The organism is Gordonia sp. (in: high G+C Gram-positive bacteria), assembly GCF_012515855.1.
Lineage (GTDB): Bacteria > Actinomycetota > Actinomycetes > Mycobacteriales > Mycobacteriaceae > Gordonia.
This window is the reverse complement of sequence record NZ_JAAYXO010000058.1, coordinates 1-20,991: the sequence shown is the minus strand read 5'-3', so window position 1 is coordinate 20,991 and position 20,991 is coordinate 1. Positions and strand designations below refer to the sequence as shown.

The following is a 20,991-nucleotide window of genomic DNA, read 5'->3' as shown; positions in this document are numbered from 1 at the left end:
GGTGCGCTAATGTTGCTTTCGCCCAATGAGCCCCCCTAGCTCAGGGGATAGAGCGTCTGCCTCCGGAGCAGAAGGTCGTAGGTTCGAATCCTACGGGGGGCACCAAACAAGAAGCCGCAGCAAAGCTGCGGCTTCTTGCGTTCTCGTCCCCTTCTACGGGCGCGGTGGGATCGGCCTGATCCGCCGTCGTTCCAGCACGGTCGCATCGGGCTCGGTGAACCCGAACTGCGTGTAGAGTCCGTGCGCGTCGTCGGTGTGCAACAGCCACCGGAAATGGGCGCCGGGTCCGCGCTCGATCATCTCGTCGACCAACTTCTTGCCCAGACCGTGGCCGCGGGCCGCCTCGACGACGAAGACGTCCGACAGATACGCGACGGTGACTCCGTCGGAGATCGCGCGGGCGAACGCGACGAACTCTCCGGTGGTCGTGTCCACGGCCCCGACCACCCGCCACGAGCCGTCGATCGCCGTGCGGATGTCGGTGACGCTGCGCCACTTGCCCCAGTAGGCGTGATGGGTCAGGAAGTCGACGATGGCGTCGTAGTCGAGTCGGTCGCGGTCGTCGAAGAAATCGAAGCGGTCGTCGACGGAGACGGCAGGCGGGGGCGGGGTGGTCATCGGGCCTCAGGTCACTTGACCGGGGCCCGGACCGCGCTGGGCGTCGCTTGAATCGACAGATACCGTTCGGCGGAGTCGTCCAGTTCGGCGAGCCACGGCGTGTGGTGCACGATCGACGTGGTTCCGGTCATCACCGAGGTATAGACGCCATCGCGGTAGGTGACGATGTTCGTCTTCTTGTCGGCCTTCCACGCGAGGAAGATCCGGACCACTTCGTCGAGGTCGAACATCGGGTAGTCTGTCGCCTCGATGAGGTCGCGGATGTAATCCGCCTGGAACTGGACCGCCGCGGGGTCGTCGTCGACCCGGTTGTAGGCCTCGAGCCAGGTCGCCATGTGGTCGGCGCGCTCGTCCTCGGTCGGGACGGCGATGCGACCCAGGATCAGGTCGCGGACGAACCAGGCCTGGGCGTCGAACATGTTGAAGGTGAACCACTGGTCCTGCGCGCCCAGGTAGTGCAGGCGCGGGTTCTTGTGCCACGTGACACCGCGGTACAGACCCTCCGGGTAGAGGTTGTTCGGCGAATCGAGGTGCAGGTCGCTCGGCAGGAACGGGTAGTGGTGCAGGTATCCGGTGCACAGGATCACCGCGTCGAACTCGCGTGAGGTGCCGTCGACGAACGTCGCTACTCGGCCGTCAATGGCGGCGACCTGCGGTTTCTCATCCACACCCGCGGGCCAAGCGAAGCCCTGCGGCTGCGACCGATAGCTCATCGTGACCTGGCGGGCCCCCATCTTGTGGCACTGAATGCCGATGTCCTCGGCCGAGTACGAGCCGCCGATCAGCAGCAGCCGTTGACCGGCGAAACGCTCCGCGCCGCGGAACTCGTGCGCATGGATCACTTCGCCGGAGAAGGTCTCGATCCCGGCGATCTCCGGCACATTCGGGAACGAGAAATGTCCGGTGGAAACGATCACCTGATCGAAGATCTCGACCTGCGTCGTCTTGTTCTGGAGATCGTCGACGGTCACTGTGAACTGCTCGGTGGAATCGTCGAATTCCACGCGCCGAACCACATTCGCGAAACGGACGAGTTTCTTCACGTCGGACTGTTCGGCGCGTCCGTTGATGTAGTCCCACAACACCGCTCTCGGCGGGTACGACGAGATGGGGCGCTTGAAGTGCTCGTCGAAGGTGTACTCCGCGAACTCCAGCGCCTCCTTGGGGCCGTTGGACCACAGATTCCGGTACATGCTGGAGTGGACGGGTTCGCCGTATCCGTCGGTTCCGGTGCGCCAGGTGTAGTTCCACTGGCCGCCCCAGTCGTCCTGCTTCTCGTAGCAGACGATCTCCGGGATCTCGGTTCCGGCGGCCTGCGCAGCGGTGAAAGCACGCAGTGCTGCCATTCCGCTCGGGCCTGCGCCGATGATCGCGACTCTATTCGATTTGTTCAACATTTTACCTTTCAAACCGAGAGGTTCCTCTCGGGATGTTGTCGTAAAATTAATCTTGTTTTCCCAGGTAGGCGGACCCGAATCGGTTCTGGTCCGCTCTATTTCCTCAATTACCTTGGGTTATTCTCGCCATGAATGTCAACCTTGTGGATATCGAGAGAATGACGCTGGTACAATAGGGAATTTGCGATTCGGTATTTGTCGGGTCGCGTTCGACTGACGCACCGGATTCTGAGCGCCGCGTGGCACTACGCTGGAGTACATGACTGCGCCGCACTCCCGCACCCTCGACCGGGAAACCGTCCTGTGCATCTCGCTGGCGGCCCGGCCGTCGAATATCGGGACCCGATTCCACAATTTCCTCTACAACGAGCTCGGGCTGAACTACGTCTACAAGGCCTTCGCCCCCGCCGATATCGGTGCCGCGGTCGCCGGGATCCGAGGGCTTCCGATTCGCGGCGCTGCGGTCTCGATGCCGTACAAGGAGGCGGTGATCGACCTGGTGGACGTGATGGAACCGTCGGCCGCCGCAATCGACTCGGTCAACACGATCGTCAACGACGACGGTGTGCTGCGCGCATACAACACCGACTACCAGGCAGTCGCGGACCTTCTCGAGATGTCATCGTTCGATCGTTCAGCGCCCGCCGCGGTCGCGGGCAGCGGCGGAATGGCCAAGGCGGTCGTCGCCGCGATGCGCGACACCGGGTTCGTCGACGTCACGGTGATCGCGCGCAATCGAGCGACCGGCACGGCGCTGGCGGAGAAGTACGGTTTCCGCCACGCCACGAGCGTCGACGGCCTGCGTCCGACAACGCTGGTCAACGCCACGCCGATCGGGATGGCCGGCGGCCCCGACGCCGACGGCATGCCGTTTTCGGAGCAGGTGGTCGAGGGGGCGAGCAACTGCCTCGACGTCGTCGCGATGCCCGCGGCGACCCCTTTGGTTCGAATCATGCGCGCACGGGGCGCGGAGACGATCAGCGGAGACGCGGTGATCGCCGGACAGGCCGCGGTGCAGTTCGCGTTGTACACCGGCGTCAGACCGACACCCGAGCAGGTGCGCGCGGCGTCGGAGTACTCGCGTGCCTGACCGTCACACGAGCGTGAGCTCGGTTCGAGTCCTGGCGTTCGACACCTTCGGCACGGTCGCCGACTGGCACACCGGTGTCAGCTGCGCGCTGGCGCAGGTGTTCCCAGAGTTGGAGGCGTCGCAGGTAGCGCGCGACTGGCGGCGTACGTACGCGCCGATCCTGGCCGAAGTGGAGGCGGGCCGGCGGCCGTGGACGCTCCTCGACGACCTGCACGGCGAGACCTTGGATCGATTGCTGCGCGAGAAGTACGCAGTCTCGCCGACGCCCGAACAGATCGACGCGGCAGTCCGGTCCTGGCACCGACTACCGGGCTGGCCCGACGCCTCGGAGGGATTGCGGCGGCTGAAGGCGAAGTACACGATCTGCGCGCTGAGCAACGGCAACGTCGCGCTCCTCACCGCGATGGCCAAAGCGAGCGACTTCCCCTGGGACTTCATCGGCGGGTCCGACCTCTGGCGCCGCTACAAACCGGCCGCCGAGGTGTACCTGGGACTCGCCCGCCTGATGCAGGTGGAGCCGCACGAGGTCATGATGGTCGCCACGCACGCCACCGATCTCGCCGCCGCGCGGAGTGTCGGGCTTCAGACCGCGTACGTGTCGCGCCCCGATGAATGGGGGCCGGAGGCGAAGCTCGAGGAACCGGATCCGGACGACGCGTTCGCCGTGCGCGGAATCGACGAGCTGGCGGATCGACTCGGCTGCTGACCGCTACGAGCCCAGCGCGTCGATCTGCGATGCGGTCGGTGCCGAGGCAGCGCCGCGGACGGTGGTCGCCAGGGCGCCCGCGGCGTTCGCGCGCGCCACTCGGTCTCGCTCGGAACGATCCCACGCCGCGGCCAGGGCGCCGGTGAACGCATCGCCGGCACCTGTCGTGTCGACCACGGGCACGTCGTGGCCCTCGACGCGGACCGTGCCGCGCGGCCAACGGAGTTCGGCCCCGGCTCCGCCGAAGGTCGTGACGACGACGTCGACCTCGGCCAGCTGTGCTCCCAGCTCGCGCGCCTCCGTCTCGTTGACGACGGCTGCGTCAACGAGCGCCCAGAGCTCGTCGGGTAGACGGCGGACGGGGGAGGGGTTCAGCATCACGGTGGTCCCGCCGGTTCGGGCCGTGCGTGCGGCGTCGACCAGTACTCGGTCGGGGATCTCGCACTGCAGCAGCAGGACGTCAGCGGCGGTGATCGCTTGCCGGTTCTCGTCGGTCAGCACCAGGAGGTCGTTGGCTCCGGGAACGACGACGATCGTGTTCTCGCCACTGCCGTCCACCGTGATGGCGGCGACTCCGGTCGCGCCGGGGAAGGTGGTGACGCGGACGTCCAGCCCGGCCTCGGCGAGAGGCCGCAGCACCCGGGATGCGGCATCATCGTCGCCGACGGCGCCGATGAAGGTCACGGTGGCTCCGGCCAGAGCCGCTGCGCGGGCCTGGTTGGCGCCTTTGCCGCCCTGCCCGTACGTGACCGTGGAGCCGACGACCGTCTCACCGGGACGAGGGAAGCGGCTGCACGCGGTCACGATGTCGAGATTGATGCTGCCGACCACGACGACTGTTGCCATGGGGGACACGGTAGGGCAGCCGCCATGGGGCCACGGTAGGGCAGCGCGGCGTTAGGCTCGTCCCATGACTCAGATCCGCCCGTTCCTCATGTTCCAGGGAGCGGTCGCCGCGCAGGCGATCGACCTGTACCTCAGTGCTTTTCCGTCTGCCAGCGTGATCTCCTCGCAGCCGCACCCTGAGGCGTCCCAGGGCATCATGCTGGCCGAACTCGACCTCGCCGGTCAGCGCGTGCTGGTCAGCGACAGTGCGATCGACCACGCCTTCGATTTCACACCGTCCAGTTCGTTGTTCGTCGACGCCGACGACCGCGCTCAGCTCGAGCGACTGGTCGAGATCCTCGGCGAGGGCGGCGGGACGCTGATGCCGCTCGACGATTACGGCTTCTCCCAGGCCTTCGCTTGGGTGAACGACCGCTTCGGCGTCTCCTGGCAGCTGAACCTGCCGTGATCGCGTGGCCTCGGCGGAACGGAACGAGGTCCGATTGTCGAGAAGTGCACCCGGGACAATAAGATAGGCGTCTGTGACTCCCACCGAACTCGCTGCTCTGCTTCGCGCTGCGACGCAGAAGGTTTTCCAAGCTCATGACCTCGACGAATCGCTGATTCCCGAGTCGGTGGTCGTCGAACGTCCGCGTAGCCCCGAGCACGGTGATTACGCGACCAACATCGCGCTCCAGCTCGGCAAGCGCGCGGGCGTCAATCCGCGCGACCTCGCGACCTGGCTGACTGCCGAGCTGACGAACGACCCCGGCATCGATTCTGCGGAGATCGCCGGACCCGGTTTCGTGAACCTCCGGCTGGCCGCGGCGGCGCAGAACCAGACGGTGGCGACCGTTCTCGACCAGGCCGCGGGCTATGGCCGGGGCGACGAGCTCGCGGCGATGAACGTGAACCTGGAGTTCGTCTCGGCCAACCCGACCGGTCCCATCCACTTGGGCGGGACCCGATGGGCAGCGGTCGGCGACGCGCTGGGCCGCGTCCTGTCGGCGCGCGGCGCACAGGTCACCCGCGAGTACTACTTCAACGACCACGGTGAGCAGATCAACCGCTTCGCGAACTCGCTGATAGCCGCGGCCAAGGGCGAGCCCGCCCCGGAAGACGGCTACGCAGGCGAGTACATCAGTGAGATCGCCGCGACCGTGGTGGCGAAGGACCCCGGAATTCTGGACCTTCCGCTCGACGACGCGCGCGAGGCCTTCCGCAGCGAGGGCGTCGAGCTGATGTTCGCGCACATCAAGCAGACGCTTCACGAGTTCGGCACCGACTTCGACGTCTATACGCACGAGAACTCGATGTTCGACCGCGGGCTGGTCGACGAGGCGATCGCCGAGCTCAAGGCCAGCGACAACCTCTACGAGGCCGACGGCGCGTGGTGGCTGCGGTCCACCGCGTACGGCGATGACAAGGATCGTGTCGTCATCAAGAGCGACGGCAACCACGCCTACATCGCAGGCGACATCGCCTACCTGCGCGACAAGCACCAGCGCGGAGCCAATCACCTCATCTACATGCTGGGCGCCGACCACCACGGTTACGTCGTCCGCCTGAAAGCCGCAGCCGCGGCCCTCGGCTACGATGCCTCGGCCGTCGAGGTTCTCATCGGGCAGATGGTGAACCTGGTCAAGGACGGCCAGCCGGTGCGGATGTCGAAGCGCGCGGGCACGGTCATCACGCTCGACGATCTCGTCGAGGCGGTGGGCGTCGACGCCGCCCGCTACGCGCTGATCCGCTCGTCGATCGACGTCAACATCGACATCGACCTGGATCTGCTGCGCAAGCAGTCGTCCGACAACCCCGTGTACTACGTGCAGTACGCGCACGCCCGACTCTCGGCGCTGGCCCGCCACGCCGAGGAACTGGGCCTGGGGCTCAGCGTGGCGCACCTCGACTTGCTCGACGACCCCGCCGAGGGCGACCTGATCCGCACGATCGGCGACTTCTCCGAGGTCGTGACCACGGCCGCGACGCTGCGCGAACCGCACCGCGTGTGCCGCTACCTCGAGTCGCTCGCAGGCGCCTACCACCGGTTCTACGCCCGGTGCCGCGTCCTCCCGCAGGGCGACGAGCAGGCGGGCGACGTCCATGCCGCACGCCTGGCGCTGTGCGCGGCCACCCGACAGGTTCTCGCCAACGGCCTCGAGATGGTCGGCGTGAGCGCACCCGAAAGAATGTGACGACAAGACTCGATGCAGGAGCACAGCTAATGGCACATCCCGCAGGCCCTCGCCACGCCGAGATCCTGGCCGCGCCGCACCTGGCGGAGCGTCCCAACAGTCCGGAAGAGCTCTCGCGCATTCCGGCGAACGTGTACCCGCGCGGCACTGCGCGCAACGCCGACGGAGTCGTCGAGATCGGCGGCGTGGCCGTCGACACCCTCGCGAACGACTACGACACCCCGCTGTTCGTGTACGACGAGGCCGATTTCCGTTCGCGCTGCGCCGACATGCAGGACGCGTTCAGCCCGTACGGACGAGTGCACTACGCGTCGAAGGCGTTCCTGTCGACGCAGGTCGCCAAGTGGATCGAGTCGGAGGGGCTCTCGCTCGACGTCTGCTCCGGCGGCGAGCTGGCCATCGCGCTGCACGCGGGCTTCCCGGCCGAGCGCATCGCGCTGCACGGCAACAACAAGTCCGAAAGCGAACTCGCAGCGGCGGTCGACGCGGGCGTCGGCGACATCGTCCTCGACTCGACCTACGAGATCGAGCGCCTCGACCGGATCGCGGGCGAGCGCGGCAAGATCGTCGACGTCCTGATCCGCGTCACGCCCGGCGTCGAAGCCCACACCCACGAATTCATCTCCACCGCGCACGAGGACCAGAAGTTCGGCTTCGCCCTCGCCGGCGGCAAGGCGATGGACGCGGTCCGCGCGGTGTTCGCGACCCAGAACCTGCGCCTGGTCGGCCTGCACAGCCACATCGGCTCGCAGATCTTCGAGATCGACGGCTTCGAACTCGCCGCACGTCGCGTGATCGGTCTGCTCGCCGACGTCGTCGCGGAGTTCGGCGTCGAGAAGACCAAGCAGATCAAGCTCCTGGATCTCGGCGGCGGCCTCGGCATCTCGTACCTCGAGAGCGACAACCCGCCGCCGGTCAGCGTGCTGGCCGAGGCGCTGGCCGAGATCGTCCGCCGCGAGTCGCAGGCGTTGAACCTGCCGATGCCGACCATCGCGGTGGAGCCCGGACGCGGCATCGCCGGACCGGCGGGTGTGACGCTCTATCGGGTGGGCACCATCAAGGACGTCGCTCTCGACGGCGAGGCCGTTCGACGCTACGTCTCGGTCGACGGCGGCATGAGCGACAACATCCGCACGGTCCTGTACGACGCGGAGTACGACGTCCGCCTGGCGTCCCGCGTCTCCACGGCCGATGCCGTCGTCTGCCGGGTAGTGGGCAAGCACTGCGAGAGCGGAGATATCGTTATTCGCGACTGCTGGCTGCCCGCGGACCTGGTGCCTGGCGACATCCTCATGGTGGGCGCCACCGGCGCGTACTGCTACTCGATGTCGAGTCGCTACAACATGGTCCAGCGAGCAGCTGTGGTCACGGTGAACGAAGGCCGGTCTCGCGTCATGCTGCGACGCGAGACGGTCGAGGATTTCTTGAGCTTGGAGGTGGATCCGGAATGAGTGAATCTTCCCGTCCGATCGGCGTAGCCGTCTTGGGCATGGGCAACGTCGGCACCGAGGTCGTCCGGATTCTCATTGAGAAGGCCGACGACCTCAAGGCGCGCGTCGGTGCACCGCTGGAACTTCGCGGCATCGCGGTGCGCGACCTGGACAAGGTGCGCGAAGGCATCGACCCGTCGCTGCTGACCGACGATCCGCTGGCGCTGGTTCAGCGCGACGACGTCGACCTGGTCGTCGAGTTGATCGGCGGCGTCAAACTCGCACGCAAGCTGATCCGCGCCGCCCTGGACTCCGGTAAGTCCGTCGTCACCGCGAACAAGGCGCTGATGGCCGAGCATGCGGGCGAATTGTCCAAGGCCGCCGAGGACCAGCGCGTCGACCTGTACTTCGAGGCCGCCGTCGCGGGCGCGATCCCGGTGATCCGCCCGCTGACGCAGTCGCTGGCGGGTGATTCGGTGAACCGGGTCTCCGGCATCGTCAACGGCACCACCAATTACATCCTCTCGGAGATGGCAGAGTCCGGCGCAGGCTACGGCAAGGTGCTCGCCGAGGCCGGCCGCCTGGGCTACGCCGAGGCCGATCCGACCGCCGACGTCGAAGGCTTCGACGCCGCATCGAAGGCCGCCATTCTCGCTTCGATCGCGTTCCACTCGCGGGTCACCGCGGCGGACGTGTACCGCGAGGGCATCACCCAGATCTCGTCGAAGGACCTCGAAGCAGCCAAGAAGTTCGACTGCACCATCAAGCTCCTGGCGATCTGCGAGCGCATCGACGTCGACGGTCAGCAGAAGATCTCGGCGCGCGTGTACCCGGCGCTGGTTCCGCTCGATCATCCGCTTGCCACCGTCAACGGCGCCTTCAACGCCGTGGCGGTCGATGCCGAGAACGCCGGCCGCCTGATGTTCTACGGGCAGGGCGCAGGCGGCGCGCCGACCGCGTCGGCCGTGCTCGGCGACCTGGTGATGGCCGCACGCAACCGGGTGTTCGGCGGCCGCGGCCCCCTGGAGTCGACCTACGCCGGCCTGCCGGTCGCGTCGATCGACGAGGTTCCGACCCGCTATTACGTCTCGATGAAGGTCGCAGACGTGGCCGGCGTGCTGCACCAGGTGTCGGGCGAGTTCGCCGCCCGCGGCATCAGCATCGCCGCCGTTCGCCAGGAAGGCGCGGGCGACGACGCTCGGCTGATCGTCGTGACCCATCGCGCATCCGACCGCGCACAGTCGGAAACTGTTGCCGCACTTGAAAAGATGGACTCCGTACTCAAGGTGTCCAGCGTGCTCCGCTTGGAGGGAACCGATGACTGACAACCAGTACCAGCCCGTTCACCGCGGGTGGCCCGGCCTGATCGAGGCCTACCGCAATCGGATGCCGGTGGGCGACGACTGGAAGATCGTCACCCTCCTCGAAGGCGCCACGCCGCTGATCTCGGCACCGGTGCTCTCCGAGATCACCGGCTGCGACGTGTACCTGAAGGTGGAGGGACTCAATCCCACCGGCTCCTTCAAGGACCGCGGTATGACCATGGCCGTCACCAACGCGGTCAACAACGGCAAGAAGGCCGTGCTGTGCGCCTCGACCGGCAACACCTCGGCCTCGGCCGCGGCGTATGCCACCCGCGCGGGCATCACCTGTGCCGTCCTGATCCCCGAGGGCAAGATCGCGATGGGCAAGCTGGCCCAGGCCGTGATGCACGGAGCCAAGGTCATCCAGGTGCAGGGCAACTTCGACGACTGTCTGGAGCTGGCTCGCAAGGTCACCTCCGACTACCCGGAGATCGAGCTGGTCAACTCGGTCAACCCGGCGCGCATCGAGGGACAGAAGACGGCGTCGTTCGAGATCGTCGACGTCCTCGGCAAGGCTCCCGACGTGCACGCGCTCCCGGTCGGTAACGCGGGCAACATCACCGCGTACTGGAAGGGCTACCGCGAGTACCACGCCGACGGCATCATCGACTCGCTGCCGCGCATGCTCGGCGTGCAGGCCGCCGGCGCCGCACCACTGGTGAACGGTGCGCCGGTCAGCGACCCGGAGACCATCGCGACCGCGATCCGCATCGGCTCGCCCGCGAGCTGGAACCAGGCCGTCGCCGCGAAGGACGAGTCGGGCGGCATGTTCCGCGCGGCCACCGACGAGAAGATCCTCGAGGCGTACAAGCTGGTCGCGGGCCGGGAAGGCGTCTTCGTCGAGCCCGCCTCGGCCGCGAGCGTCGCCGGACTGCTCGCCAGCCACGCCGAAGGCTGGGTGAAGCCGGGGGAGACCGTCGTGTGCACGGTCACCGGCAACGGCCTCAAGGACCCGGACACCGCGCTGCTCGGGATGCCGAAGGTCGACGCGATCGAGGTCGATCCGGTGGCTGTCGCGACCGCACTGGGTGTGAACTGAGAAGTTGGATACGGCGATGACGACACGGACCACGATCGGCGCTTCCGAAGCGGAATGCATTCTCCCCGAAGGGCTTTCTGTTCGGGTGCGGGTTCCCGGGTCGAGTGCCAACCTGGGGCCGGGCTTTGACTGCCTGGGTCTGGCGCTGTCGGTGTACGACGAGGTCGCCGTCACGGTCACCGACGGTGGGATCACTGTCGTCGTGACCGGCGAAGCCGCGGACCAGGTGCCGCTCGACGAGCGGCACCTGGTCGCCCGCGCGGTCGTCCGCGGTTTCGAAGCGGCCGGCGTGGCGGTCGCCGGATTCCACCTCGAGTGCGTCAACGCCATTCCGCATTCGCGTGGGCTCGGTTCGTCGGCCGCGGCCGTCGTCGGCGGCTTGGCTGCGGCGTCGGGGCTGGTGGCTGCCGACGGTCGTCGTCCCGCGCTCGACGACGTGCAACTGGTCCAGCTGTCGAGTGAGTTCGAAGGCCATCCCGACAACGCCGCCGCGTCGGTGCTCGGGTCGGCGGTCGTCACCTGGTCGCACGGGCAGGACGCCTTTTTTGCGCGGCGCCTCGACCTGCATCCGTCGATTGTCGCGACGTCGTTTGTTCCGCAGGTCGAATCCTCGACCGAGGCCACCCGCGGCCTGCTGCCGGATGCCGTGCCACGCGCCGACGCGGTGTTCAACGTCAGTCGCGCGGCGCTCGGCGTGGTGGCGCTGACGGTCGATCCCGACTGCCTGATGGATGCGACGCAGGACAAGTTGCATCAGGACTACCGTGCCGAAGCCCTCGGCGACACGACGCGACTGGTCAAGGCATTGCGCGAGCGGGGACACGCCGCTACCGTGTCGGGTGCTGGACCGTCGGTGTTGGTTCTGGGAACTGCTCCGCTCGGCGCCCACGAGTCTGAACTGGCTGCAGAGCTGGGATTCGCGATGAAACCGGTCGACGTGGCCGGCGGCGTCGAGGTCATCTCCTAACCTTTCGGCTACTGGGTGGTACGCTAAAACTGCCCCGCCGGGACTCAGGGTGTGTCTGTTCTCCATCCGATCGTCCGGCGAACCAACAAATTTTGCTTCTTCGTCCCTCTGGACGGGGACCCCGGCATCTGAATCCGGGGAACGAAAGGAACTCCGTGACTGAAACGGATGTACAGGCACCGAAGCGGGCCCGTACCGGACTTTCCGCCATGCTCCTCCCAGAACTCCGTTCTCTGGCAGCCGAGCTGGGCATCAAGGGAACCTCGGGCATGCGCAAGGGGGACCTGATCGACGTCATCCGTGCACATCAGCACGGTGGCGCCCCGAAGGCAGCCGCCAAGGCACCGGGATCCGACAACCCGGCTGCTGACAACCCGGGTGCAGACAAGCCGGCGGCAGAGAAGCCTGTCGCTGAGAAGCCTGCCGCCAATGGCCCAGCCGACAAGCCGGTCGAGGCGAAGAACGAGCGGCCGTCAGCTGAATCCTCGCAGGCCAAGGCTGGTTCCGGCGAGAAGCCGGCTTCCGAGGACAAGCCTGCGGTCAACAACGAGGGCGAAGGCAACCGCGGCCGCAATCGCCAGCGCAATCGCGATAACAGCAACCGCGACAACAGCAACCGGGACAACAGCAATCGCGATAACAACAACCGCGATAACAGCAACCGGAACCAGGGCGAGAAGAACCAGGACTCCGGCGAGAAGTCCGGCCCAGAGAACAAGAACTCAGATAACAAGAACCCAGAGAACAAGAGCTCGGGTAACCAGCACTCGGGCAACAAGGGCCAGGGCAACCAGAACCAGGGCAACCAGAACCAGGGCGGCCAGAACCAGGGCGGCCAGAACCGTGGTGGAGACGACGAGGACGGCGAGGGCGGCGGTCGTCGCCGTGGACGCCGGTTCCGCGAGCGTCGTCGTGGTCGCGATCGCGAGGGCGGCGGCAACCAGGGCGACCCGCAGGTCAACGAGGGCGACGTCCTTGCTCCGGTCGCGGGCATCCTCGATGTCCTCGACAACTACGCCTTCGTCCGGACCTCCGGCTACTTGGCCGGGCCGAACGACGTCTATGTCTCGATGAACATGGTCCGGCGCAACAATCTGCGCCGCGGTGACGCGATCACCGGTGCAGTGAAGGTGCCTCGCGACGGAGACAACCCGAACAACCAGCGCCAGAAGTTCAACCCGCTGGTCCGATTGGACACGGTGAACGGCACCGATGTCGAGTCGGCGCGCAAGCGGCCGGACTTCACCAAGCTCACGCCCCTGTACCCGAACCAGCGGCTGCGTCTCGAGACGACGCCGGAGCGGCTGTCGACCCGCGTCATCGACCTGATGATGCCGATCGGCAAGGGACAGCGTGCCCTGATCGTGTCGCCGCCGAAGGCCGGTAAGACGACGATCCTGCAGGACATCGCCAACGCGATCTCGACCAACAACCCGGAATGCCATCTGATGGTGGTCCTGGTCGACGAGCGCCCCGAGGAAGTCACCGACATGCAGCGTTCGGTGAAGGGCGAGGTCATCGCCTCGACCTTCGACCGGCCGCCGTCAGACCACACGAGCGTCGCCGAACTCGCGATCGAGCGCGCCAAGCGCCTCGTGGAGAGCGGCATGGACGTGGTGGTGCTGCTCGACTCGATCACCCGCCTCGGCCGCGCGTACAACAACGCGTCGCCGGCGTCGGGCCGCATCCTGTCCGGTGGTGTTGACTCGCAGGCGCTGTACCCGCCGAAGCGCTTCCTCGGCGCCGCGCGCAACATCGAGAACGGCGGCTCGCTGACGATCATCGCATCGGCGCTGGTCGAGACCGGTTCTACCGGTGACACGGTGATCTTCGAGGAGTTCAAGGGCACCGGCAACGCCGAGCTCAAGCTCGATCGCAAGATCGCCGAGCGCCGAGTGTTCCCGGCCGTCGACGTCAACATGTCGAGCACGCGCAAGGACGAGCTGCTGCTCTCGCCCGATGAGTTCGCGATCGTGCACAAGCTGCGTCGCCTCCTCGCAGGCCTCGATTCGCAGGCGGCCATCGACCTGTTGATCGCCCAGCTGAAGAAGACCCGCAGCAACGTCGAGTTCCTGATGCAGGTCAGCAAGAACGCGCCGGGAGTGGCCGGAGACTGACGCGGAGCGGCAGGTCGAGCCGATGACGCGGAGCGGCAGGTCGAGCCGAGTCACGAGGCCGAAGGCCGAGAACTCGGTCGAGACCAGGTGACGTTCTGTCGAGGCCAGGTCACACCCACTCAACCTGAACCTCGAAGAGAGGGCTGGGTAGAGGAAATCCTCTACCCAGCCCTCTCTTTTACCAGGTCAACTGCCGCCTCAGTAGACGTCGCGGCGGTACTGGCCTGCTTCTCGTAGGCGCTCGACCTCGGCGCGGGCACCGTCGTCGTCGAAATCGCCGTAGTCGCGGATGATCGCCGTCAGGGTCTCTTCGACATCGCGGGCCATGCTCGTGGCGTCGCCGCAGACGTAGAGGATGGCGCCGTCGCGGATCCAGCTGTACAGTTCCTCGCCTTCGCCACCCATCAGGTGGGAGACGTAGACCTTCTCTTCCTGCTCGCGGGAGAACGCGACGTCCAGGCGGAGATTGCCGTCGGCCTCCATCGCCCACATCTCCTCGCGGTACAGGAAGTCCTGATCGCGGTGCCGGGCGCCGTGGAAGAGCCAGTTGCGGCCGTTGCCGTCGTCGTTGGAGCGCTCGTGCAGAAAGGCGCGGAACGGCGCGATGCCGGTTCCGGGGCCGATCATGATGATGTCGGTGTCCGGCTCGGGCAGGTGAAACGACTTGTTCGCAGTCACGTAGATGCCGACGGTGTCGCCCTCGTCGACACGATCGGCCAGGTAGGTGGATGCCGCGCCGCCGCGGTCCCGGCCGTCGCCCCAAGCGTCGGTGGCGGGGTGGCGGAGCGTCGCGGGAGTCAGGTGCAGGGTGCCCTCGTGAACCGACGGCGACGACGAGATCGAGTAGGTGCGTGCCGCGAGCGGGCGGAGCTCGGCCAGGAAGGCCTCGGGAGTGGGGGACCACGTGGGGTCGAGGTTCAGCAAGTCGAGGACATCGCGACCGCGCGACCACGCCTCGATCGCGGCGCGATCGCCGACGAGCAGGTCGGCGACCTCGGTGATCCCGCGAGCATTCGCGAGGTGATCGAGGAGGTACGGGGAGGTCGAGGTGATCTCGAATCCGTGGGTCAACGCATTGGTGAGGGTGCGCTCGCCCTTGCGGTCGGCGATGAGCGTCTCGCCGGGAACGCCGAGTCGCTCGACGATCGCCGCGACCAGCGCGGGCTCGTTGGCAGGGGTCACGTTGACGGCGTCGCCCGGCTGGTACTCGAGGCCCGAGCCCTCGATGTCGAGGACCAGGTGGCGGACTTCCTTCTCGCTCTCCGGGGCGGTCAGCAGCTCGTTGCGGACGACGACGGCGGAGTACGGGTTGCGACGGGACCAGCGAGGTCGCTTGGAAGCGCGAGCGGAACTGCGTTCTAGAGTCGAATTCGCCGGTGTCATCTCTTCCTTATGCCCCCTGTGGTCGGTCGGTTCGGGTGCGGCTGTTCGCACAGGGGTCTGAACCGCAGGGGTCTGAGCCGCGTGCGCACGCGCAAGTATCAGGGTAAGCCCTCAAAGTGCCAGTTCAGGACCCTCTGGCACGGAAAAGAGACTGGTTTCACTCTCGTTCCTGGGGATTCCTGGTCGGGCGATTGGTCCCGATGCGCTCGGCTGTGGAATAATTCGTCGGTCAGTCCGGTTCCGGTTCACACCACTGAAATTCGTCAGCGGTGACCCGGCGACCACGATGAAGGGACATCACATGAAGCAGGGAATTCACCCCGACTACGAGGTGACCACCGTCAACTGCGGTTGCGGCAACGAGTTCGTCACCCGCAGCACCGCCAAGGGCGGCCACATCACCGTGGAAGTCTGCTCCAACTGCCACCCGTTCTACACCGGCAAGCAGAAGATTCTGGACACCGGCGGCCGCGTCGCGCGCTTCGAGAAGCGTTACGGCAAGCGCGTCAAGTAGCTCGCACCAGGCGCCCGACACGAGACCACCGCTGGTTTCGCGTCGGGCGTCTGTCGTTTTGCCGCACTGGACCCTGAGACGAAAGAGACTGAACAGGTGAGCACGCAGGAACCGTCCGCCATCGACGACATTCTGGCCGAACACGCCGGACTTCAGGACCAGTTGTCCGACCCGTCGTTGCACGACAATCCGGCCAACGCGCGCCGAGTGGGCAAGCGGTTCGCCGAGCTCGCCCCGGTGATGACGACCTACACCAAGCTGACCTCCGCGCGGGACGACCTCGAGGCGGCCCGCGAGCTCGCCGAGGTCGACTCCGCATTCGCCGAAGAGATCCCGGCGCTGGAGACCACGGTCGCCGAACTCGACGCCGCACTCACCGACCTGCTGGCGCCGCGCGATCCCCACGACTCCGACGACGTGGTCGTCGAGGTCAAGTCGGGCGCGGGCGGCGAGGAGTCGGCACTGTTCGCCTCCGACCTGGTGCGGATGTACCTCAAGTACTGCGAGAAGCACGGGTGGAAGGCCACCGTCCTCGGCGTCACCGAATCCGACCTCGGCGGCTACAAGGAGGCCACCCTCTCCATCAAGGCCCGCGAGACCGTCCGGGACGGCGTGTGGTCGCGGCTGAAGTTCGAGGGCGGCGTGCACCGCGTGCAGCGCGTGCCGGTCACCGAGTCGCAGGGCCGCATCCACACCTCCGCGGCAGGCGTGCTGATCTACCCCGAGCCCGACGAGGTCGAGGAGATCCAGATCGACGAATCGGATCTGCGAATCGACGTCTACCGAAGCTCCGGTAAGGGCGGGCAGGGCGTCAACACCACCGATTCCGCTGTCCGCATCACGCACCTGCCGACCAACATCGTCGTCACCTGCCAGAACGAACGATCCCAGCTGCAGAACAAGGCGCGCGCGATGCAGGTGCTCGCCGCTCGACTGAAGGCCGCGGCGGAAGAGGAAGCCGACGCCGAGGCCGCCGCGGGACGTCAGGCGCAGATCCGCACCGTCGACCGCTCCGAGCGCATCCGCACGTACAACTTCCCGGAGAATCGGATCACCGATCACCGTATCGGCTACAAGGCCAACAACCTCGACTCCGTTCTCGGCGGCGAGATGGACGCCCTGCTCGACGCCCTCGTCGAGGCCGACAAGCAGGCACGCCTCCAGCAGTGACGGATTCTGGGCGCCTCTCGGCCGACGCACTGCGCCGACGGGTGGCGAGCCGACTCGCCGACGCAGGCATCGACTCCGCGGCGGCCGATGCCGCCGAGTTGGTTGCGCAACTGCTCGGCGTGGATCCCGGCCGCTTGCTCTTGATCGACTCCGTCTCCGACGAGCAGCGTGAACGCATCGAGGCCGCGGTGGCGCGTCGGGTGCAACGCGTCCCGCTGCAGCACATCACCTCGCGTGCGTACTTCGCCGGTCTGGAGCTCGAGGTGGGACCGGGGGTGTTCATTCCGCGTCCGGAGACCGAACTGCTGGTGGAGTGGGCGTTGGCGCGCATCGCTGAAGTCCGCGCCGGCGGTGCCACGGGGATCAACACCGCCGGCGGTGCCACGGGGATCGACACCGCCGGCGGTGCCACGGGGATCAACACCGCGAGCGGTGCCACGGAGATCAGGGTGGTCGACCTCTGCTCGGGCAGCGGTGCTCTGGCACTCGCGATCGCCTGGCACGCACGACAGGTCGGGGGAGCGCGGGTTCGGGTGACGGCGGTCGAGTTGTCGCCGACCGCGGGGGAGTACTTGCAACGCAACATCGACGCGATCGGACTCGGCGCGGACGTCGCGGCGGTACGCGCCGACGTCACCGACATCGACGCGATGCGCTCGATCCTGGCGAAGGCAGACGTCGTGGTCAGCAACCCGCCGTACGTCCCCGAACGTTCGGAGGTGTCTCCGGAGGTCGCTCACGACCCCCCGGAGGCCGTCTTCTCCGGCGATTCCGGGATGGACTTGATCGACCGGCTCGCCCCGATCCTCGCCGAGGTCCTGGCATCCGGCGTGCCTGTCGCGATCGAGCACGACGACACGACCGCCGACCGAGTCCGCGCACGACTCGAGGACACCGGCTGTTTCGATCAGGTCCGGTCGCACCGTGATCTCGCGGACCGGCCGCGATTCGTCAGCGCTGTCCGACGGCGCGGCAGTGGGTCGGCGGCATCGGCGAGCGACTGCGTGGAAGGATGGAACGCGTGAGTGCGGTATTCGATTGCAGTGACCCCGACGAGCGGGAAGCGGGCCTTCGCGCCGCCGTGGGTGCGGCCCGCGGGGGCCGCCTGGTCGTGCTGCCCACGGACACCGTCTACGGCATCGGCTGCGATGCGTTCGACAGTGAAGCGGTGTCAGCGCTGCTAGCTGCCAAGGGCCGCGGCCGCGACATGCCGGTGCCGGTCCTCGTCGGCTCGTGGCACACCGTCGACGGGCTGGTCCGTTCGGTCTCGCCGCAGGCTCGGGAACTGGTCCGGGCGTTCTGGCCGGGTGGACTCAGTCTGGTGGTGGAGCAGGCGCCGTCGCTCGCCTGGGACCTCGGAGACACCTCCGGCAGCGTGATGATCCGCATGCCGCTGCACCCGGTGGCGATCGAGCTGCTGCGCGAAGTGGGACCGATGGCGGTCTCGAGTGCCAACATCTCCGGCATGCCGCCCGCCACGATGGTCGGAGAGGCCCGCGACCAGTTGCAGGACAAGGTCGCCGTCTACCTCGACGGCGGACTCGCCGATCACGCGGTGGCCTCGACGATCGTCGATCTGACCGGCGAGACGCCTCGGATCCTGCGCGAGGGAGCGATCACCGCGGCGGACATCGCCGAAGTCCTCGACGTCGACGTCGAGGACCTCCGGGGAGCCCCGTGATGGCTGCCTCAGCGCCTGATCCCACAGCGCCCGATCCCACAGCGCCTGATCCCACCGCGCCCGATCCGACAGCGCCTGATCCCGCGGCAACCGATCCGCTGGCCACCGACCCGGAGATCGCGGCCCTCCTGGAAAGCGAAGCGACGCGTCGCCGAGGGAGCCTGCAGATGCTCGCAGCCGAGTCGTCGGCCACACCGGCGGTGCGCGCAGCGGTCGGCTCGATTCTCGCGGACAAGTACGCCGAGGGCTACCCGGGCCACCGCTACCACGGCGGCGTCGAAGTGGTCGACGAGGTGGAGGAGCTGGCGATCAGCCGGGCCGCCGCGCTGTTCGGCGCCGACTACGTCAACGTCCAACCGCTGTCCTGGGCGCTCGCCAACTTCGCGGTCTACGCCGCGTTCTCCCAGCCCGGCGATCAGGTGCTGTCACTGAGTCTCAAGCACGGTGGACATCAGTCGCACGGCTCGCGCGCCAATCTCTCCGGCCGCTGGTTCTCGGTGTTGAACTACGGCGTCCGTCCCGACACCGAACGCATCGACTACGACCAGATCCGCGAACTAGCGCTGATTCACCGGCCCCGGATCCTGGTCGCGGGCGGAACCTCCTACTCGCGGGCCTGGGACTTCGCGGCCATGCGGACCATCGCTGACGAGGCCGGATGCGTGCTCTGGGTCGACGCGGCGCACATCGCCGGTCTCGCGGTCGGCGGCGTGCTGGAATCGCCGGTGCCGTACGCCGATGTGGTCACCGTCGCCACCAACAAGGTGATGCGCGGGCCCCGCGGCGGTCTCCTGCTCGCTCGTGCTGAGCACGCCGAATCGCTTTCTCGTGCGGTCTATCCGTTCATGCAGGGGGCGCCTGCGATGCACTCCATCGCGGCAAAGGCGGTGGCGTTCGCCGAATGCGCGCGGCCCGAGTACGCCGAGTACGCGCGTGCGGTGGCCGACAACGCGTCGACGCTCGCCGCGGCACTCGACGAGCGCGGCCTGCGGGTCGTCTCGGGCGGCACCGACACTCATCTCGCCGTGGTCGAGGTCTCTTCTGCGGGTATCAGCGGACGCGAGGCCGCACGACGACTCGCCGCTTGCCGAATGATCGTCGACAAGGCGGTGACGCCCTTCGATGAGGCGCCGATCACCGAGGGGTCCGCGATTCGGTTCGGCAGTGCGGTCCTGGCCGCCGACGGCCTCCGGCCGGGACAGATGCCCGCCATCGCCGATCTCATGTTGGAGGCGATGCACACCGACGGCGACGACACCGCGCGCCAGGCCGCGATCGCCCGCGAGGTGGCTGCGCTGGGGGAGCGGTAGCGGTGCTGGAGGTCGCGCTGGAGTCGTCCAGCAGCGGTGCGGGCGTACCGCTGCGCGAGCTCGCCCTCGTGGCGCTCACCGCAGCAGGCATCACCTACTTCATCACCTCGCAGGTCCGCGTGTCCGCGGTTCGCTTCGGCGCCGTCGCCGTCCCGCGACAGCGCGACGTCCATGTGATTCCGACGCCCCGTCTCGGTGGGGTGGGGATGTACTTCGGTATCGTCTGCGCCATCGGCCTGGCCGCCCAGTTGCCCGCGTTGAACAGGGGATTCTCGTATACCAACGACATGTTGGCAGTGCTGGCCGCGGGTCTGGTGATCGTTCTGGTCGGCATCATCGACGACCGATGGGGGCTCGACGCGCTGACCAAGTTCGTCGGACAGCTGACCGCCGCGGGGGTCCTCGTGATCATGGGCGTCAGCTGGTACCTGCTGTACGTGCCGTTCGCCGACATCGGCACCGTGGTGCTCGATCCGCTGCAGGCCGGCCTGCTGACCGTGGCCATCACGGTCACCACGATCAACGCGATCAACTTCGTGGACGGACTCGACGGTCTCGCCGCCGGTCTGGGGCTCATCGCGGCGGTCGCGATCTGTCTGTTCTCGCTGGGGCTGCTTCACGATCAGGGCGGCGACGTCAGCTACTACCCGCCCGCACTGATCACAGCCGCCTTGGCGGGCGCGTGCCTCGGCTTCCTGCCGCACAACTTCTCGCCGGCGCGGATCTTCATGGGAGACTCGGGTGCCATGCTCATCGGGCTGATGCTGGCGGCCGCCTCCACCAGCGCCTCGGGTCGCGTCGCGCGCAGCGCGTACGGCCCCGCCGACATGTTCACGCTGCTGTCGCCGCTGATCCTGGTGGCCGCAGTGATGTTCATCCCGATGCTCGACATGATCATGGCGGTGATCCGACGTACCCGAGCGGGTGTCGGCTTCTACACGCCGGACAAGATGCACCTGCACCACCGGCTCCTGGAGCTGGGCCACTCGCAACGTCGCGTCGCCCTGGTCATCTACCTCTGGGTTGGCGTTCTGGCGTTCTCCGTGGCACTGGGCACCCTGGTCCCGATCGAGGTCGTCATGCCGATCTTCGTGGCCGGGCTGCTGATCGCACTCACCGCGACCTTCGCTCCGCGGATCCGTCGCTGGTTGGCTCGAGAGGCGTCGTCCTAGCTAACCTGAACCT

Annotated in this window: 19 protein-coding genes and 1 tRNA gene; 16 read left to right on the top strand and 4 right to left on the bottom strand. The window is 67.2% G+C overall.

The window, feature by feature from the left end:
* Positions 1 to 29 precede the first annotated feature (29 nt).
* Positions 30 to 105: transfer RNA gene (locus tag GX543_RS03820), tRNA-Arg, on the top strand.
* Between the two features lie 48 nt (positions 106 to 153).
* On the opposite strand, the gene GX543_RS03815 is transcribed toward GX543_RS03820, so the two are convergent.
* Both GX543_RS03815 and GX543_RS03810 read right to left on the bottom strand, forming a co-directional pair.
* Entirely contained in the window at positions 154 to 618 is a 465-nt protein-coding gene (locus GX543_RS03815; protein ID WP_290849904.1) for a GNAT family N-acetyltransferase, read from the bottom strand.
* Positions 619 to 629: 11 nt separating this feature from the next.
* The gene (locus GX543_RS03810) at positions 630 to 2,015 is read right to left on the bottom strand and encodes an NAD(P)/FAD-dependent oxidoreductase (protein WP_290849903.1); all 1,386 of its coding nucleotides are present in this window, start codon (positions 2,013 to 2,015) and stop codon (positions 630 to 632) included.
* A gap of 259 nt (positions 2,016 to 2,274) precedes the next feature.
* Between GX543_RS03810 and GX543_RS03805 the strand changes: the two genes are divergently transcribed.
* Together GX543_RS03805 and GX543_RS03800 are read left to right on the top strand one after the other, a co-directional pair.
* Positions 2,275 to 3,105 carry a shikimate 5-dehydrogenase gene (locus tag GX543_RS03805; protein WP_290849902.1) on the top strand — a complete coding sequence of 277 codons (831 nt, stop codon included), beginning with the start codon at positions 2,275 to 2,277 and terminating at the stop codon, positions 3,103 to 3,105.
* 13 nt (positions 3,106 to 3,118) lie between these two features.
* A complete protein-coding gene (locus GX543_RS03800; RefSeq protein ID WP_290849899.1) occupies positions 3,119 to 3,811 on the top strand; it encodes a haloacid dehalogenase type II in 693 nt (230 codons plus the stop codon).
* Positions 3,812 to 3,814: 3 nt separating this feature from the next.
* Here GX543_RS03800 and GX543_RS03795 read toward each other — a convergent pair whose 3' ends face one another.
* Positions 3,815 to 4,657: a ribokinase gene (locus GX543_RS03795; protein WP_290849897.1), complete on the bottom strand. Its 843-nt coding sequence runs from the start codon at positions 4,655 to 4,657 to the stop codon at positions 3,815 to 3,817.
* A gap of 64 nt (positions 4,658 to 4,721) precedes the next feature.
* Here GX543_RS03795 and GX543_RS03790 point away from each other — a divergent pair, with 64 nt between their 5' ends.
* From GX543_RS03790 to rho, 7 genes are all read left to right on the top strand, one after another.
* Positions 4,722 to 5,105 (top strand): VOC family protein, encoded by a 384-nt coding sequence (locus tag GX543_RS03790; protein ID WP_290849895.1) that lies wholly within the window; start codon positions 4,722 to 4,724, stop codon positions 5,103 to 5,105.
* A gap of 73 nt (positions 5,106 to 5,178) precedes the next feature.
* Positions 5,179 to 6,831, top strand: a complete 1,653-nt coding sequence (gene argS, locus GX543_RS03785) for an arginine--tRNA ligase (RefSeq protein WP_290849893.1) — start codon at positions 5,179 to 5,181, stop codon at positions 6,829 to 6,831.
* A 29-nt stretch (positions 6,832 to 6,860) separates the two neighbouring features.
* Positions 6,861 to 8,282, top strand: coding sequence for a diaminopimelate decarboxylase (gene lysA / locus GX543_RS03780; RefSeq protein ID WP_290849891.1), 1,422 nt, complete (start codon positions 6,861 to 6,863; stop codon positions 8,280 to 8,282).
* Entirely contained in the window at positions 8,279 to 9,586 is a 1,308-nt protein-coding gene (locus tag GX543_RS03775; protein ID WP_290849889.1) for a homoserine dehydrogenase, read from the top strand. The genes lysA and GX543_RS03775 overlap by 4 nt, the downstream gene beginning before the upstream one ends.
* On the top strand, positions 9,579 to 10,664 hold the full coding sequence (gene thrC, locus GX543_RS03770) for a threonine synthase (protein WP_290849887.1): 1,086 nt from the start codon (positions 9,579 to 9,581) through the stop codon (positions 10,662 to 10,664). Before GX543_RS03775 ends, thrC begins: the two co-directional genes overlap by 8 nt.
* Positions 10,665 to 10,680: 16 nt before the next feature.
* Positions 10,681 to 11,631, top strand: a complete 951-nt coding sequence (gene thrB / locus GX543_RS03765; RefSeq protein ID WP_290849885.1) for a homoserine kinase — start codon at positions 10,681 to 10,683, stop codon at positions 11,629 to 11,631.
* Between the two features lie 209 nt (positions 11,632 to 11,840).
* Entirely contained in the window at positions 11,841 to 13,748 is a 1,908-nt protein-coding gene (rho, locus tag GX543_RS03760) for a transcription termination factor Rho (protein ID WP_290849913.1), read from the top strand.
* Positions 13,749 to 13,946: 198 nt separating this feature from the next.
* Here rho and GX543_RS03755 read toward each other — a convergent pair whose 3' ends face one another.
* On the bottom strand, positions 13,947 to 15,131 hold the full coding sequence (locus tag GX543_RS03755; protein WP_290849884.1) for an FAD-binding protein: 1,185 nt from the start codon (positions 15,129 to 15,131) through the stop codon (positions 13,947 to 13,949).
* Positions 15,132 to 15,432: 301 nt separating this feature from the next.
* Here GX543_RS03755 and rpmE point away from each other — a divergent pair, with 301 nt between their 5' ends.
* The 6 genes from rpmE (at position 15,433) to GX543_RS03725 (ending at position 20,978) form a co-directional block, all read left to right on the top strand.
* Positions 15,433 to 15,645, top strand: coding sequence for a 50S ribosomal protein L31 (rpmE, locus tag GX543_RS03750; protein WP_290849882.1), 213 nt, complete (start codon positions 15,433 to 15,435; stop codon positions 15,643 to 15,645).
* A 96-nt stretch (positions 15,646 to 15,741) separates the two neighbouring features.
* Positions 15,742 to 16,815, top strand: coding sequence for a peptide chain release factor 1 (gene prfA / locus GX543_RS03745; protein ID WP_290849881.1), 1,074 nt, complete (start codon positions 15,742 to 15,744; stop codon positions 16,813 to 16,815).
* Complete coding sequence (locus GX543_RS03740; protein ID WP_290849879.1) at positions 16,812 to 17,840, top strand: HemK/PrmC family methyltransferase; 1,029 nt, start codon at positions 16,812 to 16,814, stop codon at positions 17,838 to 17,840. Before prfA ends, GX543_RS03740 begins: the two co-directional genes overlap by 4 nt.
* Complete coding sequence (locus GX543_RS03735) at positions 17,837 to 18,496, top strand: L-threonylcarbamoyladenylate synthase (protein WP_290849878.1); 660 nt, start codon at positions 17,837 to 17,839, stop codon at positions 18,494 to 18,496. The genes GX543_RS03740 and GX543_RS03735 overlap by 4 nt, the downstream gene beginning before the upstream one ends.
* Positions 18,496 to 19,806 carry a serine hydroxymethyltransferase gene (locus GX543_RS03730; RefSeq protein ID WP_290849877.1) on the top strand — a complete coding sequence of 437 codons (1,311 nt, stop codon included), beginning with the start codon at positions 18,496 to 18,498 and terminating at the stop codon, positions 19,804 to 19,806. The genes GX543_RS03735 and GX543_RS03730 overlap by 1 nt, the downstream gene beginning before the upstream one ends.
* A gap of 2 nt (positions 19,807 to 19,808) precedes the next feature.
* Positions 19,809 to 20,978 (top strand): MraY family glycosyltransferase, encoded by a 1,170-nt coding sequence (locus tag GX543_RS03725; protein ID WP_290849875.1) that lies wholly within the window; start codon positions 19,809 to 19,811, stop codon positions 20,976 to 20,978.
* The last annotated feature ends 13 nt before the right edge of the window (positions 20,979 to 20,991 follow it).